Origin of the sequence: Streptomyces marianii (genome assembly GCF_005795905.1) — a bacterium.
Classification (GTDB): Bacteria; Actinomycetota; Actinomycetes; order Streptomycetales; family Streptomycetaceae; genus Streptomyces; species Streptomyces marianii.
In genome coordinates this window covers 852,518-867,002 of record NZ_VAWE01000001.1, presented here as the reverse complement: position 1 = coordinate 867,002, position 14,485 = coordinate 852,518, and the positions used below count along the sequence as shown (strand labels likewise).

At 71.5% G+C, this 14,485-nt stretch carries 12 protein-coding genes; all 12 read left to right on the top strand.

The window, feature by feature from the left end:
* Nucleotides 1-91: 91 nt before the first annotated feature.
* The 12 genes from FEF34_RS03965 (at nt 92) to FEF34_RS03910 (ending at nt 14,397) form a co-directional block, all read left to right on the top strand.
* Complete coding sequence (locus FEF34_RS03965) at nt 92-292, top strand: hypothetical protein (protein WP_138051879.1); 201 nt, start codon at nt 92-94, stop codon at nt 290-292.
* Nucleotides 293-753: 461 nt separating this feature from the next.
* Entirely contained in the window at nt 754-1,989 is a 1,236-nt protein-coding gene (locus FEF34_RS03960; protein WP_234042264.1) for an IS701 family transposase, read from the top strand.
* A 219-nt stretch (nt 1,990-2,208) separates the two neighbouring features.
* On the top strand, nt 2,209-3,840 hold the full coding sequence (locus tag FEF34_RS03955) for a carboxylesterase/lipase family protein (RefSeq protein ID WP_138051878.1): 1,632 nt from the start codon (nt 2,209-2,211) through the stop codon (nt 3,838-3,840).
* Between the two features lie 174 nt (nt 3,841-4,014).
* On the top strand, nt 4,015-5,184 hold the full coding sequence (locus FEF34_RS03950; RefSeq protein WP_138057270.1) for a 3-deoxy-7-phosphoheptulonate synthase: 1,170 nt from the start codon (nt 4,015-4,017) through the stop codon (nt 5,182-5,184).
* Between the two features lie 59 nt (nt 5,185-5,243).
* Nucleotides 5,244-6,014: a 2,3-dihydro-2,3-dihydroxybenzoate dehydrogenase gene (locus tag FEF34_RS03945; RefSeq protein ID WP_138051877.1), complete on the top strand. Its 771-nt coding sequence runs from the start codon at nt 5,244-5,246 to the stop codon at nt 6,012-6,014.
* Nucleotides 6,015-6,075: 61 nt separating this feature from the next.
* Nucleotides 6,076-6,699: an isochorismatase family protein gene (locus FEF34_RS03940; protein ID WP_138051876.1), complete on the top strand. Its 624-nt coding sequence runs from the start codon at nt 6,076-6,078 to the stop codon at nt 6,697-6,699.
* The gene (locus FEF34_RS03935) at nt 6,696-8,654 is read left to right on the top strand and encodes an anthranilate synthase family protein (RefSeq protein WP_138051875.1); all 1,959 of its coding nucleotides are present in this window, start codon (nt 6,696-6,698) and stop codon (nt 8,652-8,654) included. The genes FEF34_RS03940 and FEF34_RS03935 overlap by 4 nt, the downstream gene beginning before the upstream one ends.
* A 91-nt stretch (nt 8,655-8,745) precedes the next feature.
* The gene (locus FEF34_RS03930; RefSeq protein ID WP_138051874.1) at nt 8,746-9,792 is read left to right on the top strand and encodes a 3-oxoacyl-ACP synthase III family protein; all 1,047 of its coding nucleotides are present in this window, start codon (nt 8,746-8,748) and stop codon (nt 9,790-9,792) included.
* Between the two features lie 65 nt (nt 9,793-9,857).
* On the top strand, nt 9,858-10,658 hold the full coding sequence (locus tag FEF34_RS03925; RefSeq protein WP_138051873.1) for an arylamine N-acetyltransferase family protein: 801 nt from the start codon (nt 9,858-9,860) through the stop codon (nt 10,656-10,658).
* 5 nt (nt 10,659-10,663) lie between these two features.
* Complete coding sequence (locus tag FEF34_RS03920; RefSeq protein ID WP_171052804.1) at nt 10,664-12,358, top strand: FAD-dependent oxidoreductase; 1,695 nt, start codon at nt 10,664-10,666, stop codon at nt 12,356-12,358.
* Nucleotides 12,355-12,840 carry an RrF2 family transcriptional regulator gene (locus FEF34_RS03915; RefSeq protein WP_234042263.1) on the top strand — a complete coding sequence of 162 codons (486 nt, stop codon included), beginning with the start codon at nt 12,355-12,357 and terminating at the stop codon, nt 12,838-12,840. The genes FEF34_RS03920 and FEF34_RS03915 overlap by 4 nt, the downstream gene beginning before the upstream one ends.
* Nucleotides 12,841-12,915: 75 nt before the next feature.
* Nucleotides 12,916-14,397, top strand: coding sequence for an MFS transporter (locus FEF34_RS03910; RefSeq protein WP_138051871.1), 1,482 nt, complete (start codon nt 12,916-12,918; stop codon nt 14,395-14,397).
* The last annotated feature ends 88 nt before the right edge of the window (nt 14,398-14,485 follow it).

Sequence of the window (14,485 nt, the reverse complement as noted above, 5' to 3'; positions counted from 1 at the left end):
CGCCTCTTCGCCCTGCCTTGATCGGCCGGCCCGACGCTGGGACCGTGACCGGGCCCATCCGGTCACGACCGAGCCGATGAGGGGAAACGGAATGGGTGCTGCAGAAGAGGAGCTCGCGCCGGCGTGGCTGGTGGTGCCGGCGGGGATCGAGATCGAACCGCCGGCGCCCCGGGAGACGGCCACCGACGCCGCCGACGACCGCCCCGTGCTCGGTCTCGGCTGGTGCATCCCGCCCGCCCTGGGGCGTGCGGGGCAACAAGTCCGGTTCCGTCACAACACCGAGGCGGCGTGACGGGATCGACGCGGGCGAGCCGCAGGGTCCGGTGCCCGGGAGGCCGGTGGCGGACACCGGCCCGGCAGCTCGACTGAGGGCTCCTCGGATTCCCGCGGGGCGGTAGCGCCCTGCTGCGGCACGGGACCCGGAGACGGTCCCGGGTACCGGCGCGGGCCCGGCCCGGCGCGCCGCCGGGAGGACACGGCCGGGCACCGCACCCGGCGCGGTCCGCCCCGCCCCCGTCACGCCTGGTGCCGGCCGGCGAGCGGCCTCGTCCGTCCCCTCGCGTGCGGTCCCATCGGAGGCCTTCCGCCCCAGGTCTTCAACCGGCTTCCTCCCGGTGGCTTCACAGAGTCCCTGAAGTACCACCTGACCTGGCTCTTTCCCGCCGCTTGGCGGCTCCTTGGACGGGCCGGTCGAAGCTCCTGCAAGAGCGTTACGCAGGCCGATAACCGGAATGAGCGGCGAGGTGGATTGCGATGCGAACGATGAGACCGCAGAACTGGACGGCGGACGGCGACTGGCCCGGCACCGTGCACACGGAGAACCGGGCCACCGTCCTGGCCGAGCTCGGCTCGGTGCTCTTCGCCTCCCTGCCGCGCAGGGACCAGCGCCGCAAGGGCGTCGAGTACGTCCAGGGCCTGCTCGGGGTCAAGGGCCGCAAGTCGATCCGTAACATCTCGTCCCTCTTCGGGGGCGAGTCGGCAGAGCAGAGCCTGCACCACTTCATCAGCGGCTCGACCTGGGACTGGGCCCCGGTGCGCCGCGCTCTGGCCCGGCACATGGAGGAGATCTCCCCGACCCGGGCCCACGTGCTGAGGCCGCTGGTCATCCCGAAGGCCGGGGACAGTTCGGTGGGCGTGGACCGCCGCTTCTGCGCCCTCCGCGGCCAGATCATGAACGCGCAGCAGGCCGTGGGTGTCTGGGCCGTGTCCGACGAGAGCAGCACCCCGGTCAACTGGCGGTTGCACCTGCCCGATGCCTGGCTCGAGGACGAGATGCGCCGGCGCCAGGCGTCGATACCCGACACGGCGCTGCCGGAGACCCTCGACCAGTGCGCCGTCGAGGCGTACATCGGCATCACCAAGGGGTGGGGACTGCCGACCCGGCCGGTCGTCATGGACGCCCGGGAGGCGGATCTCGCGCGCACCGTACGCCGTCTCTCGGCAGCGGGGGCACCGATGCTCCTGCGCATCGGCCCCGGGGAGCGCCTCACCGTGACCGACCCCGGCCTGCCGCGCATCAGGCCCGGCCTGACGGCATACCAGATCATGACGGTGGCACGCCCGCTGCGCCATCCGGTGATCCAGCAGGCGAGCGGCCGAAGTGATGCCTCCCGCACCGGACTCGCCGCCTGCGTCCGGGTGGAGATGCCCGCGGGGCCCGGATCCGCGCGCCGTCCCGCCCGGGAAATGGTGCTGCTCGGCATCGGCGAGAGCGGGGGCCGCTGGCCGGCCGAGCTCTGGCTCAGCGACATCGCGGGCGCCCACCCGGCTCAGCTCCTGAGGCTGGCCCGGCTCACCCGCCAGGTCGACCGGGACTACGCACAGATCGCGGAGGAGGTCGGCATCAGCGACTTCTCCGGGCGCTCCTTCAGCGGCTGGCATCGCCACGCCACCCTCGCCTCGGCCGCTCACGCGGTCGAGGTGCTCTCCGGAACGGCCGGCAGCACCCTGGTGGCGACTCACGACCAGGAGGCGCGGGCCACTGCCTGAACCGGTGCGGCAAGCGCCCCGGCGCGGGCGCATTCTAGGACTGATGACCCTGCCCGTCGGATGAGCCGACGTCGCTGCGTCAGGTCCGGGGAGCGGAGGATCCCGGACCTGACGTACTGACGGCACCATCTGACGGATTGCCCGGGCTCCGTTGGCTGCCTCAGAGCTCCCGACACACGATCGGCGGAAACCGAACCGCCCGAGTGTCGAGGAGCTCCGATGGCTGGAAAGCTACAGATCGCCGCTGGACCGCGGTCTGCCCGTGAGGCGGCCGCGACCCGGCCGCCGGCGTCGGCCGGCGGCCGTCCGGTGGTGCGCACCTCGGCCGGTCTCGTCGCCGGCGAACGCGGTCACGGTGTCACGGTCTTCCGTGGTGTTCCGTACGCCAGGCCGCCGGTCGGCCGGCTGCGCTTCGCCTCTCCCAGGCCGCCGGTGCCCTGGCGAGGCGTGCGGGAGGCCGTACGGCCGGCGCTCGCCTCCTGGCAGCAGCCCCTGCCGAACCGCCCGTCGCCCGCCAGTGGCGAGAACTCGCTGTACGCCAACGTCTGGACCCCCAGCACGCAGGGCTCGCGTCCGGTTCTGGTCTACGTCCACGGCGGCGGCTGGACCACCGGAGCGGGCAGCCTCCCGGCGTACGACGCCACCCGCCTCGCCGACCGCGGCGACCTTGTCGTCGTCACCTTCAACTACCGCCTGGGAGTCTTCGGGTTCGGGCTGCACGAGGACCTCACCGACCCCGTGACGGGCGAGTTCGCCAACTGGGGGCTCCAGGACCAGCTGGCGCTCCTGCACTGGGTGCACCGCAACGCCGCGGTCTTCGGCGGAGATCCCGGCAACATCACCCTGTGCGGCACCTCCGCGGGCGGCGCCTCCACCTGGCAGCTGGCCCTGCTGCCGCAGGTGCGTGAACTGGTCCGGCGCATCGTGCCGATCAGCCCCAGCCATGCGCTGGCTCCCGCCACCTCGCTGACACCGGACGATGCCCGCACGGTCTACGAGACCCTGGCGAGGCGACTCGGCAGCACGGTGGCCGGACTGCGCGCGGTCCCGGCGGACGCGCTCGGCCGAGCGTGGCACGAGATCTTCGCGGGCGACCCGGACGACCGAATCGTCGGCAGCGGCCGCTGGTACCGGGGGCCGGTCGTCGACGGGCGCACCATGCCGGACTACGCCCATGAACTGCCGACCGTGAACCTGCCCGTGCTGTCCGTGCACACCCGTACCGAGGGGTCCTTCTACACCGGACCCGCCTCCCCGCAGCCCGCTCCCGCGCCCGACGGCCCGCTCGCCCTGCGCAAGGCCGTCCTTGACGTCATGCGGCTGGCGGTGCCCGAGGCGGACGGAGGCCTCGCCGACTCCTGTGTCGCCGCCTACCGGGAGGCCGCGGCCGTCGCCGGACTGCCGACCGACCCGCGAGCGCTGTGGACCGAGGTCTGGGGCGACCTGATGTTCCGGCACCAGATCGTCCGCTTCGCGGAGCGGCACGCCCGCGAGGGGACGACACCGTGGTACGCCATGGAGTTCGCCCACCCGGCACGGGCGCCGCACTTCGGCACGCCGCACGAGGCCACCTCGCCGTTCCTGTTCGGCACCCATCGACTGCCGGAGTTCGCCGCCGTGTTCGGTGACGGGCCGGTCGAACGGCTGCTCTCCGACATCCTCGTCGACGCAGTCGCGGCCTTCGCCCGCACCTCCCGTCCGTGCACGCGGAACATCCCCGACTGGCCCCGGTTCACACCCGAGAGTCCCAGCACGCTGATCCTGGGCGGCCCTTCGGTGACCGCGACCGTCACGCCGCAGCTCCAGCATCTGAGGTTCTGGGACTTCGTCAGCCGGCTGCCGCGCGCGTGAGCCCGCCCCACCCGGCCCGGGGCCCGCCGTACGGCGCTCCGAGCCGCATACGAACCGCCCGTACGGCACTCCGAGGCATCTTCGAACCGCCGTACGGCGCTCGAGGTCCCCTCGATGTGTTCCCGACCCCGCACGACCACATCCGCACACCGCACCCGTATGGAGGAGACAACCGTGGACAACGTCCTGCTGGACCTTCAGGCCAGACCGACCCCGCAGCAGCCGCAGTGGGACGACCTTCCCCAAGTGCAGCGTGTCCGCGCCGAGTTGGCCAACCGGCCCGCGCTCGTGAGCGCGGACAGCGTCCGGACGCTGCGCTCCCAGCTCGCCCGCGTCGCAGCGGGGGAGGCCCTGGTGGTGCAGGCCGGCGACTGCGCCGAGGACCCGGACGACTGCAACCCCGGCGCGGTCGCCCGCAAGGCCGCCGTACTCGACCTGCTCGCCGGCGCACTGCGCCTCGCCACGGGGAAGCCGGTGGTGCGCGTGGGCCGGGTGGCCGGACAGTTCGGCAAACCGCGTTCCAACAACACCGAGCAGGTGGACGGTGTGGAACTGCCGGTCTACCGCGGTCACATGGTGAACAGCCCGGAACCGACTCCCGAGGGGCGCAGGCCCGACCCGCTGCGGCTGCTCACCGGCTACATGGCGGCCGACGACATCATGCGCCATCTGGGCTGGCGCCGCCAGGACGGGCAGACCGCCATCGACCCCGTGGTCTGGACCAGCCACGAAGCGCTGCTGCTCGACTACGAGATCCCGATGCTGCGGCGCGAGGGCGACGGTCTGCTGCTCTCCTCCACCCACTGGCCGTGGATCGGTGAGCGTACCCGGCGGGCCGACGGCGCCCATGTCGCGCTGCTCGCCGAGACCGTCAACCCGGTGGCGTGCAAGGTAGGCCCGAAGATGTCACCGGCCGAACTGCTCGACCTGTGCGAGCGGCTCGACCCGCGGCGGGAGCCGGGACGGCTGACCCTGATCGCCCGCATGGGCGCGGACACCGTGGCCGAGGCGCTTCCCCCGTTGGTGCGGGCGGTGCGTGCCGCAGGACACCCGGTCATCTGGCTCACGGACCCCATGCACGGCAACACCGTCTCGACACCCGCAGGCTTCAAGACCCGCTTCGTGGAGACCATCGAGCGCGAGGTCGTCGCCTTCCAGTACGCGGTCACCGACAACGGCGGTACGGCCGGCGGTCTGCACCTGGAGACCACCCCCGACGCCGTCACCGAGTGCGTGCCCAACGAGGCCTCCGCCGACCGCGTGGGCGACGCGTACGCGACCTTCTGCGACCCGCGGCTGAACGCGGGACAGGCCGTCTCCGTGGTCTCCGCCTGGCGCGAGTGACCTCGACCGGTCCTCCTGCCCGGGCTTCCCTCCGTCGCGAACCTAAGGAGAACTGCGTAATGGAGAACAAACTGGCCGTCGTCACCGGAGCCGCCGGCGGCATAGGCGCCGCGGTGGCCCGGGTCCTGGGCGAGCGCGGTGTGACCGTCGCCGCCGTCGACCGGGACGCCGAGCGGCTGCGCGAGAGCGTGGAGAAACTCACCGCCGACGGGCTTCCCGCGGCCGCGTTCCCCGCCGACGTGACCGACAGCGCGGACGTCGAGTCGGTCGTAGGCGCCGTCGAGGAGCGTTTCGGCGCCATCGACTTCCTGGTCAACGCCGCAGGCGTACTGCGTCTCGGCGAGGTCAGCACCCTGTCCGACGACGACTGGAACAGTACCTTCGCCGTCAACGCCACCGGCGTCTTCCATCTGTCCCGGGCCGTCGTCAACCGGATGGTGCCGCGTGCCCGCGGCGCCGTCGTCACCGTCGCTTCCAATGCGGCCGCCACCCCGCGCAGCGAAATGGCGGCCTACGCCGCGTCCAAGGCGGCCGCCGAGATGTTCACCAAGAGCCTCGGCCTGGAGGTCGCCCGGTACGGGATCCGCTGCAACATCGTCGCCCCCGGTTCCACCGACACCCCGATGCTCTCCTCGATGTGGCGGGACGCCTCCGGGCCACGGGGCACCATCGACGGCCGCCCCGACGCGTTCCGCGTGGGGATACCGCTGCGGAAACTCGCCCGCCCCGAGGACGTCGCGCACGCCGTGGCGTTCCTGCTGTCGGACGAGGCGGCCCACATCACCCTGCACACGCTGACCGTCGACGGCGGCGCCGGACTGGGCGCTTGAGACGCGTCCACCGAGCAGACACGCAGCACGCACACGTACCGAGAGAGGAAACGAGGACACCATGGCCGGCCTACCGACCATCGAGGCGTATCCGCTGCCGACGCCGGGAGACCTCCCCGCCAACACGGCGCAGTGGAACGTCGACCCCGCTCGCGCGGTGCTGCTCGTGCACGACATGCAGCGCTACTTCCTGGGGCCTTTCCCCGAACCGCTGCGCACGCAGCTCATCGACAACGCGTCGGTGTTGCGGCGCGGCGCGGCCGAACTCGGGGTACCCGTCGCCTACACGGCGCAGCCGGGCGGCATGAGCGAGCACCAGCGCGGCCTCCTCAAGGACTTCTGGGGACCCGGCATGCGTCCGGCCCCCGCCGACCGGGAGGTGGTCGAGCCGCTCACGCCGGGCCCCGGCGACTGGCTGCTCACCAAGTGGCGCTACAGCGCGTTCTTCCAGACGGACCTGCTCACCCGGATGCGCTTCCACGGCAGGGACCAGCTGATCCTGTGCGGCGTCTACGCCCACGTAGGCGTACTCGCCACCGCCGTCGAGTCCTTCAGCCACGACATCGAGACGTTCCTCGTCGCCGACGCCGTCGCCGACTTCAACGAGAGCCACCACCGGACGGCCGTCGAGTACGCGGCCCGGCGCTGTGCGGTGGTCACCACCGCGAAGGAGGTATTCGCATGACCGGCACCCCGGAGAACGGGCCGGACACCGCCGACCTGTTCGAGCGGATCCTGCGCCCCGAGCCCCCGCCCTTCGCCCTGCTGCACCGGCCTGAGCGAAACGGCGACGTCCTGGAGGTACTCGTCGGCGACGTCTCCACGCCCGACGCACTGGCGGGCATACCGCTCCCGGAGCCGGACGAGCCGGACGGCACACCCCGGCACGAGGTGCTCGCGCTCGTGCCGTTCCGGCAGATCGCCGAGCGTGGCTACGCCTGCACCCACGACGACGCCGACCTGGTGGCTCTGAGCATCACCGGACAGTCCACGGTCGACCTCGCCACCGCCAGGGAGCGCATGCCGGACGGTCCGCTGCACACCACCGGTGGTCACTTCGACGTGTCCGACGACGCCTACGCCGAGACCGTGCGCCGGGTCGTCGCGGACGAGATCGGCACCGGCGAGGGCGCCAACTTCGTCATCAAGCGCACCTTCACGCTCGACATCACCGACTACACCCCGCACAGCGCACTGACCTTCTTCAAGCGGCTCCTCGAGCGGGAGAAGGGCGCGTACTGGACGTTCCTGGTCCACACCGGCGACCGCACCCTCGTGGGCGCCACGCCCGAGCGCCACATCAGCGTGCACGGCGGGACCGCCGTGATGAACCCCATCAGCGGCACCTACCGGTACCCGGCTTCCGGACCCGTGCTGCCCGAGGTGATGGACTTCCTCGCCGACCGCAAGGAAGCCGACGAACTGTACATGGTCGTGGACGAAGAGCTCAAGATGATGGGCCGGATCTGTGAGCGCGGCGGCCGGGTGGTGGGCCCGTACCTCAAGGAGATGGCCCGGCTCGCCCACACGGAGTACTTCATCGAGGGCCGTACCGACGCCGATCCCCGGGAGATCCTGCGCGAGACCCTGTTCGCACCGACCGTCACGGGCTCTCCTCTGGAGAGTGCCTGCCAGGTCATTCGGCGGTACGAGGAACGTGGGCGCGGCTACTACAGCGGTGTTCTCGCGCTGATCGGCCGGGACGGTGACGGCGGCCGTACCCTCGACTCCTCCATCCTGATCCGCACCGCCGACATCGACGCCGGCGGCCGGGTGCGGATCGGTGTCGGTGCCACCCTGGTCCGCCACTCCGACCCGCAGTCCGAGGTCGCGGAGACGCGGGCCAAGGCTGCCGGTCTCATCGCGGCCCTGGAGGCCGACGGGCCCACCCGCTTCGCCGCCCACCCCGACGTCCTCGGCGCGCTCGGCCGGCGCAACGAGACGATCTCCGGATTCTGGCTGGACGAGGACGCGCCCCGCACCCCGGAGCAGCAGGCACTCACCGGCCGCAAGGTCCTCGTGGTCGACGCGGAGGACACCTTCACCTCCATGATCGGACATCAACTGCGCTCGCTGGGGCTGGAGGTGACGGTCAGCCGCTACGACGAGGCGTACCACCTCACCGGCCACGACCTCGTCGTGATGGGCCCTGGACCGGGCGATCCGCGCGACCCGGATCATCCCAAGATCGCCCATCTGCGGAGCGCCGTACGCAGGCTGCTCGACGAGCGGCTGCCGTTCCTCGCGATCTGCCTCAGCCACCAGGTGCTCAGCCGGGAGCTCGGGCTCGACCTGGTCCGCAGGGCCGTGCCCAACCAGGGAGTACAGCGTGACATCGACCTGTTCGGCAGGCGCGAACGCGTCGGCTTCTACAACACGTTCGCCGCCCACAGCGAGGAGGACAGGGCCGAGGCAGCCGGCGTGGGCATGGTCGAGATCGCCCGCGACCCCGAGAACGGCGAGGTGCACGCGCTGCGTGGAGAGCACTTCGCGTCCATGCAGTTCCACCCCGAGTCGGTGCTCACCCAGAACGGCGTCCCGATCATCGCCGGCGTCGTCTCGGGTCTGCTGACCCCGGATCCGCTCGCCGTTCCGCAGGAGGCGAAGGGCTCCTATCTGACGTACTCCCCGACTACCTGACGGGTTCGCCGGCCGTGCTTTGCCCGTGTGTTCCGACCCGGGAAGCATCTGCTGCGCGGGGAGACCCGAGCTCTCAAGGAAGGGTCACACAATGATCACTACGGGCACTGCACGGTCCGGCCGGCCGTCTTCCGGCACAGCGATCCTGGGCACAGGATCCTGCCTTCCGTCCCACGTCGTGAACAACACGGAGGTGGGGGCCGGGGCCGGTGTCACCGACTCCTGGATCCGCGGCAAGACGGGCATCCGCAACCGCCGCCGGGCCAAGCCCGACGAGGCCACCTCCGACCTGGCCGTGGTGGCCGGCCGGGCGGCGCTCGAGGCAGCCGGGGTCCGGGCCTCCGAGCTCGCACTCGTCATCGTGGCGACTTCGACTCCGGACTACCCGCAGCCGCCCACCGCCTGTGTGGTCGCCGACGGGCTAGGCGCGACCGCCGGCACCGCCGCGTTCGACGTCAACGCCGTCTGCAGCGGTTTCCTCTTCGCCCTCAACACCGCCGAGCAGATGCTCAAGGGTGCCGATTCCCGGTACGCGCTGGTCATCGGAGCGGACATCTACTCACGCATCCTCAACCCCGAGGACCGGCGCACCGCCGTCCTCTTCGGCGACGGCGCCGGCGCCGTGGTCATCGGCCCCGCACGTCAGGGACGCGGCCTCGTCGCCGGGCGGCTGGCCAGCTTCGCGGCCGACCGTGATCTGATCGAGGTGGCCGGCGGCGGCAGCCGGTTCCCGGCCACCGCGGAGACCCTCGCCGCGGGGCTTCAGTACTTCACCATGAACGGCCGCGGCGTCCGCGACTTCGTGAACACCAACGTCGTCCCGGCCATCTCCGCGTTCGTCACGGACGCCGGCCACCGCGTCGAGGACCTGGCCCACTTCGTGCCGCACCAGGCCAACGGGCGGATGCTCGACGACATGTCGGCCGCACTCGGCGTCCCGGACGGACGGACGCGCGTCAGCTACGAGGAGTTCGGCAACACCGGAGCGGCTTCGGTGCCCGTCACCCTCGACCTGGCCGCGCGCTCCGGTGAGCTCGCCGACGGCGACCTCGTCCTGCTCGCCGCGTTCGGCGGCGGGATGGCGATGGGCCTGTCACTGCTCACATGGCAGGGCCCGCAGCACGGCCGGGCCCACTGACCCCGCTACTCACGCACGACCCCGCACCCACACCCCGATCCCCCTTTACACACAAGGAGACAGTGATGTTGGACGACATCATGGAGGAGTACCTGCGCCGTATCGGCGCGACCCGGCCCGCCGAGGCCGACCTCGAAGGACTGCGGCACCTGATGGACCGCCACATCCTGTCGGTGCCGTTCGAGAACCTCGACTACCATCTGGACGAAGAGATCTTCATGGACGAGCGGGTCCTGGAGAAGATCGTCCGGAAGAACCGCGGCGGTGGCTGCTACGAACTGAACCCCGCCTTCTCGCACTTGCTGACGGCACTCGGATACCGGGTCGAGATACTGCCGGGCCGGGTGCACCGCCCCGACGGCCTCGGCCCGCTCCTCGGCCACCTGGCGCTGCGCGTGTGGCTGGACGGCGAGGCCTGGCTCGTCGACGTCGGCTTCGGCCGCAACAGCAGGCAGCCGCTGCGCCTCGGCTCCCGCGAGCCGCAGCAGGACCCCCACGGCACATACCAGCTGTCCGACGCCGACAACGGCACCGTGGACATCCACCTCGGCGGCAAGCCCCTCTACCAGGTCGACGAGCGCCCGGTGCGCGTCGCGGACTTCGCTCCCACTCTGTGGTGGTACCGCACCTCTCCCGAGTCGCCGTTCCTCCAGGGGCTGTTCTGCTCCATTCGCACCCCCGACGGCCTGGTCACCCTCAAGGGCAACACCCAGATGAGCCGGGTCGCGGGGGAGGAGCGCAGCAAGCAGACCCTCACCGACGACGCCGAGGTGTTCGCGGCGTACAAGAAGTACTTCGGCATCGGCCTGGACCGGCTGCCCAAGGAGCCCGGCCTCGGCGTCACCGCCGGCGTGCGGACGGAATGAGCGAGATGAGCGACAACGAATCCGGCGCGCCGGACGACTTCGACGTCCTGGTCGTCGGCGCGGGCCCTTCCGGCCTGCTGACCGCCGTCGAACTACTGCGCCGCGGTATCCGGGTGCGCGTCATCGATCGCAACCCGGAGCCGGCGACCACCCCGAAGGCACTGTCCGTCTGGCCGCGCGCCCTGGACATCCTCCGGGACGCGGGCCTGGGGGACGGCGTGCACCAGGAGTCCGTACAGATCAACCGGCTGAGCTACTTCTCAGAGCGCAAGCCGCTCGCCTCGTTCGCACTGACGGAGGACACCGCCTGCCGGGTGCTGCCCCAGCACGACACCGAACGGCTGCTCACCCGGCGGCTGCACGAGCTGGGCGGGAAGGTCGAGCGGTCCGTGCGGCTGCTCGCCCTGGAGCGTGTGGACTTCTCCGGTGACCTCGGGGCCAGTGACGGCGTCACCGCGGTCGTGGAGGACGCGGACGGCGTCGTGCAGCGTATCCCCGCGCCGTTCGTCGTCGGCGCGGACGGCGCCGGCAGCGCGGTCCGCGGGCAGCTCGGCATCGGCTTCGAGGGCAGCACCTACGAAATGGCGTTCGCCCTCATCGACGCCCGAATCGAGGGTGAACTCCCGCGGGACGAGTGCCTGTTCTACCAGGCACCCAGCGGCGCCCTGGTCATCGTGCCGATGCCGGACGGGATCCACCGCTTCCTGTCCGTCATGCCTCAGGGCAGGGGCGAGGTCACCCTCGGCATGATGCAGGAACTCGTCGACGAGCGCGGACCCCGCGGGGTGCGTCTGAGCGAGGCGGTCTGGCAGGCGGTGTTCCGGGTGCACGCCCGGCACGCGTCCCGTTTCCAGGCCGGCCGGGTCTTCCTGGTCGGCGACGCCGCCCATGTGCACAGCCCGGCCGGTGGCCAGGGCATGAACAACGGCCTGCAGGACGCCCAGAACCTGGGCTGGAAACTGGCCGCGGTCATCCGCGGCGAGTCACCCGCCACGCTGCTGGAGACCTACGGAGCCGAGCGCTCCGAGGCCACTCGGCAGATCGTCCGCGACACCGACCTGCAGACCCGGGCGTGGGTGGCCGACAGCCGCGCCAAGGTCTGGGCCAGAGACGCGGCGTTCGGCCTCTTCGAGCGCACCGGCGCGGTCACCCGGTTCTACACGCCGGTGATGGCCGGACGCAGACTCGCCTATCCGCCGGTGCGCGAGAGCCAGCGGCCCTCCGGGCTCACCCGCTGCAAGCTGCGTGACCGAGTCCCCGGCGGCCTCAAGCCGGGGGCCGTCTTCCCGAGACGGTACGCGGTCGCCCACGGCATCTCCGGACCGTCGGCCGACCCGCACGCCTGGACCCTGGTGCTGGTGCCGTCCGACGCGGCCTGGCTGACCGAGGCCGGACACGTCGTCCACCGGTACGGCGCGCGGATACGCACCGTCGTCCTGAGGCGCCGCGAACTGCGCGCAGCGACCGGCTGCGGTGGACCCGGGTACTACCTGGTGCGACCCGACGGGCATATCGCCGCGCATGGTCACGCGGCCGATCTGGGGCTTCTGGAGACGGAGCTGAGGACCGTTCTGACGGGTCCGCGGCCCGCCACGGGCGACCCGCTGCAGCGCCTCGGAACCGCCGGAGAAACGAACCTGACACTTAATTCGGGCGGCTCTTCTGGTGGACATCCCGGACGCATAACGTCGACGACATGAAGCTGAGAGAGGGCGTCGAGTGGGCAGCGCACTGCTGTATCAACCTCTCCTGGGTCGCACCTGAGAAGGCGGTCACGGCAGCCCGGCTCGCCGCGTTCTACGAGCTGCCCACCGCCTATCTGAACAAGCAGCTGAACGCTCTGGGACGAGCCGGCATCGTCTCGTCCCAATCCGGCCCGCGAGGCGGTTTCCGTCTCGGCCGCGGGCCGGACCAGATCTCCCTGATGGACGTGGCAGCGGCCATCGACGGCTCCGCGCAGGCGTTCCTCTGCACCGGCATCCGCCACCGGGGTCCGGCCGGTGAACTCGCCGTGCCGGAAGAGCACCGCACCCGGTGCACGGTAGCCCGGGCCTTCTCCCTGGCGGACCTGGCCTGGCGGCGGCAGCTCGCCGCCAGGACCGTGGCCGACCTCGCGGCCGAGGTGCGGCGGGCCAACCCCGCCGCCTCCGACTACGTACGCCACTGGTTCGACCGGAACTGACCACGTCCGGAACGACCGCGGGCCCGCTCAAGGGGCCGCCCCCCCGTTTCCCACCCCGTATGGAAAGGCACAGTCATGCCGTCTTCGGCCACAGGCGCCGTCACCGAGGCGCCGCGTCGCCGGCCGGGTCTCCTCCTGGCGCTGCTGGCGTTCGCCCAGCTCATCATCTCCATCGACTACAACATCGTGTACGTCGCCCTGCCGGAGATCGGCTCCGATCTCGGGTTCTCCGCCCAGAACCTGCAGTGGGTGATCAGTGCATACGCGGTCGCCTTCGGTGGATTCCTGCTCCTCGGCGGACGTGCGTGCGACCTGTGGGGCCCGCGCCGGATGTTCATCCTCGGCCTGTCCCTGTACGGCGTCTCCTCGCTCGTCGGAGGCCTCGCGACCTCGCCCGAAATGCTCATCGCCGCCCGCGCGGTGCAGGGCATCGGCGGCGCCTTCCTCTTCCCGGCCACGCTGACGCTGGTCTCCACCAAGTTCGCCGAGGGGAAGGAGCGCAACCGCGCCTTCGCCGTCTGGGGGACCGCCGGTGGCTCCGGCATGATCGTGGGCTCGCTGCTCGGCGGCGTGCTCACCGAGGCCTTCGGCTGGGAGTCGGTGTTCTTCGTGAACGTCCCGCTGGCCCTCGTCGCGATCCTGTTCGCCGTTCCGCTGATCGCCCCGGACGTCCTCGGCGAGGTCCGTCGCCGCTTCGACCTGGCCGGCGCGCTCACCGCCACGATCGGCACCACCGCCGTCGTCTTCGCCCTGGTCCAGGGCCCCGAGTCGGGCTGGGGTTCCTCGACCGTCCTGGGAGCCCTGGCCGTCGGTGCGGTTCTGCTGGTCTCGTTCTTCGTCATCGAGCAGCGCAGCAGTGACCCGCTGATGCCGATGCGCCTGCTCCGCAACCGCAACCTGAGCACCGGCAGCGCCGTGACCTTCCTCTACATGGCCACGTTCGGGACCCTGCTCTACTTCCTCACCGTCTACTTCCAGGGTGTGCAGGGCTACAGCGCCCTGGAGACCGGCCTCGCCTTCCTGGTCCCGATGGTCGCCATCGCCGTCGGCGCCCAGACAGCGGGCCGCCTGGCCACCAGGTACGGCATCCGCGCGATCATGATCGCCAGCCTGGTCGTCGGTCTGGTCGGCACGGTGATCGTGGGTCTGACCCTCGCCACCGACACCTCCTACCTGGCACTGGTCCCGGGCATGATCGTGATGGGTGTCGGCCAGGGCGCCGGCTACACCCTGATGTTCGGTGCCGCCACCGTCGGCGTCGACCCGATGGAGCAGGGCATCGCCTCCGGTACCGCCTCCACCACCCAGCAGATCGGTGGCGCCGTCGGCCTCGCCGTCCTGGTGGCCGTCGCCAACTCGGGCCTTGAGGGTCTGAGCGGCGGGGCGCTCACCACCGCCACCACCGACGGCCTGCGCACCGCGGTCTTCCTCGCCGCGGCGGGCATCGGCCTGACCGCCCTGGTCTCCCTCGGCCTCTCCAAGCCGGAGAGGAAGACTGCCGACTCGGCTCCGAAGGCCACCCCGGCCGCCGACGAGCCGCAGACCGTCCAGGTCTGACCCGCCGTCCGGAGCGGTCGTCGCCGGTCTTCGGCCCGCGCCCGGATGCAGCCCCCGCACCCATGTCCCCCGTGGTGCGGGGGTTCGG

Coding starts and splice junctions, on each gene's coding strand:
- FEF34_RS03965 (WP_138051879.1), top strand. CDS start 92: ATGGGTGCTGCAGAAGAGGAGCTCGCGCCGGCGTGGCTGGTGGTGCCG.
- FEF34_RS03960 (WP_234042264.1), top strand. CDS start 754: ATGCGAACGATGAGACCGCAGAACTGGACGGCGGACGGCGACTGGCCC.
- FEF34_RS03955 (WP_138051878.1), top strand. CDS start 2,209: ATGGCTGGAAAGCTACAGATCGCCGCTGGACCGCGGTCTGCCCGTGAG.
- FEF34_RS03945 (WP_138051877.1), top strand. CDS start 5,244: ATGGAGAACAAACTGGCCGTCGTCACCGGAGCCGCCGGCGGCATAGGC.
- FEF34_RS03940 (WP_138051876.1), top strand. CDS start 6,076: ATGGCCGGCCTACCGACCATCGAGGCGTATCCGCTGCCGACGCCGGGA.
- FEF34_RS03935 (WP_138051875.1), top strand. CDS start 6,696: ATGACCGGCACCCCGGAGAACGGGCCGGACACCGCCGACCTGTTCGAG.
- FEF34_RS03930 (WP_138051874.1), top strand. CDS start 8,746: ATGATCACTACGGGCACTGCACGGTCCGGCCGGCCGTCTTCCGGCACA.
- FEF34_RS03925 (WP_138051873.1), top strand. CDS start 9,858: ATGTTGGACGACATCATGGAGGAGTACCTGCGCCGTATCGGCGCGACC.
- FEF34_RS03920 (WP_171052804.1), top strand. CDS start 10,664: ATGAGCGACAACGAATCCGGCGCGCCGGACGACTTCGACGTCCTGGTC.
- FEF34_RS03915 (WP_234042263.1), top strand. CDS start 12,355: ATGAAGCTGAGAGAGGGCGTCGAGTGGGCAGCGCACTGCTGTATCAAC.
- FEF34_RS03910 (WP_138051871.1), top strand. CDS start 12,916: ATGCCGTCTTCGGCCACAGGCGCCGTCACCGAGGCGCCGCGTCGCCGG.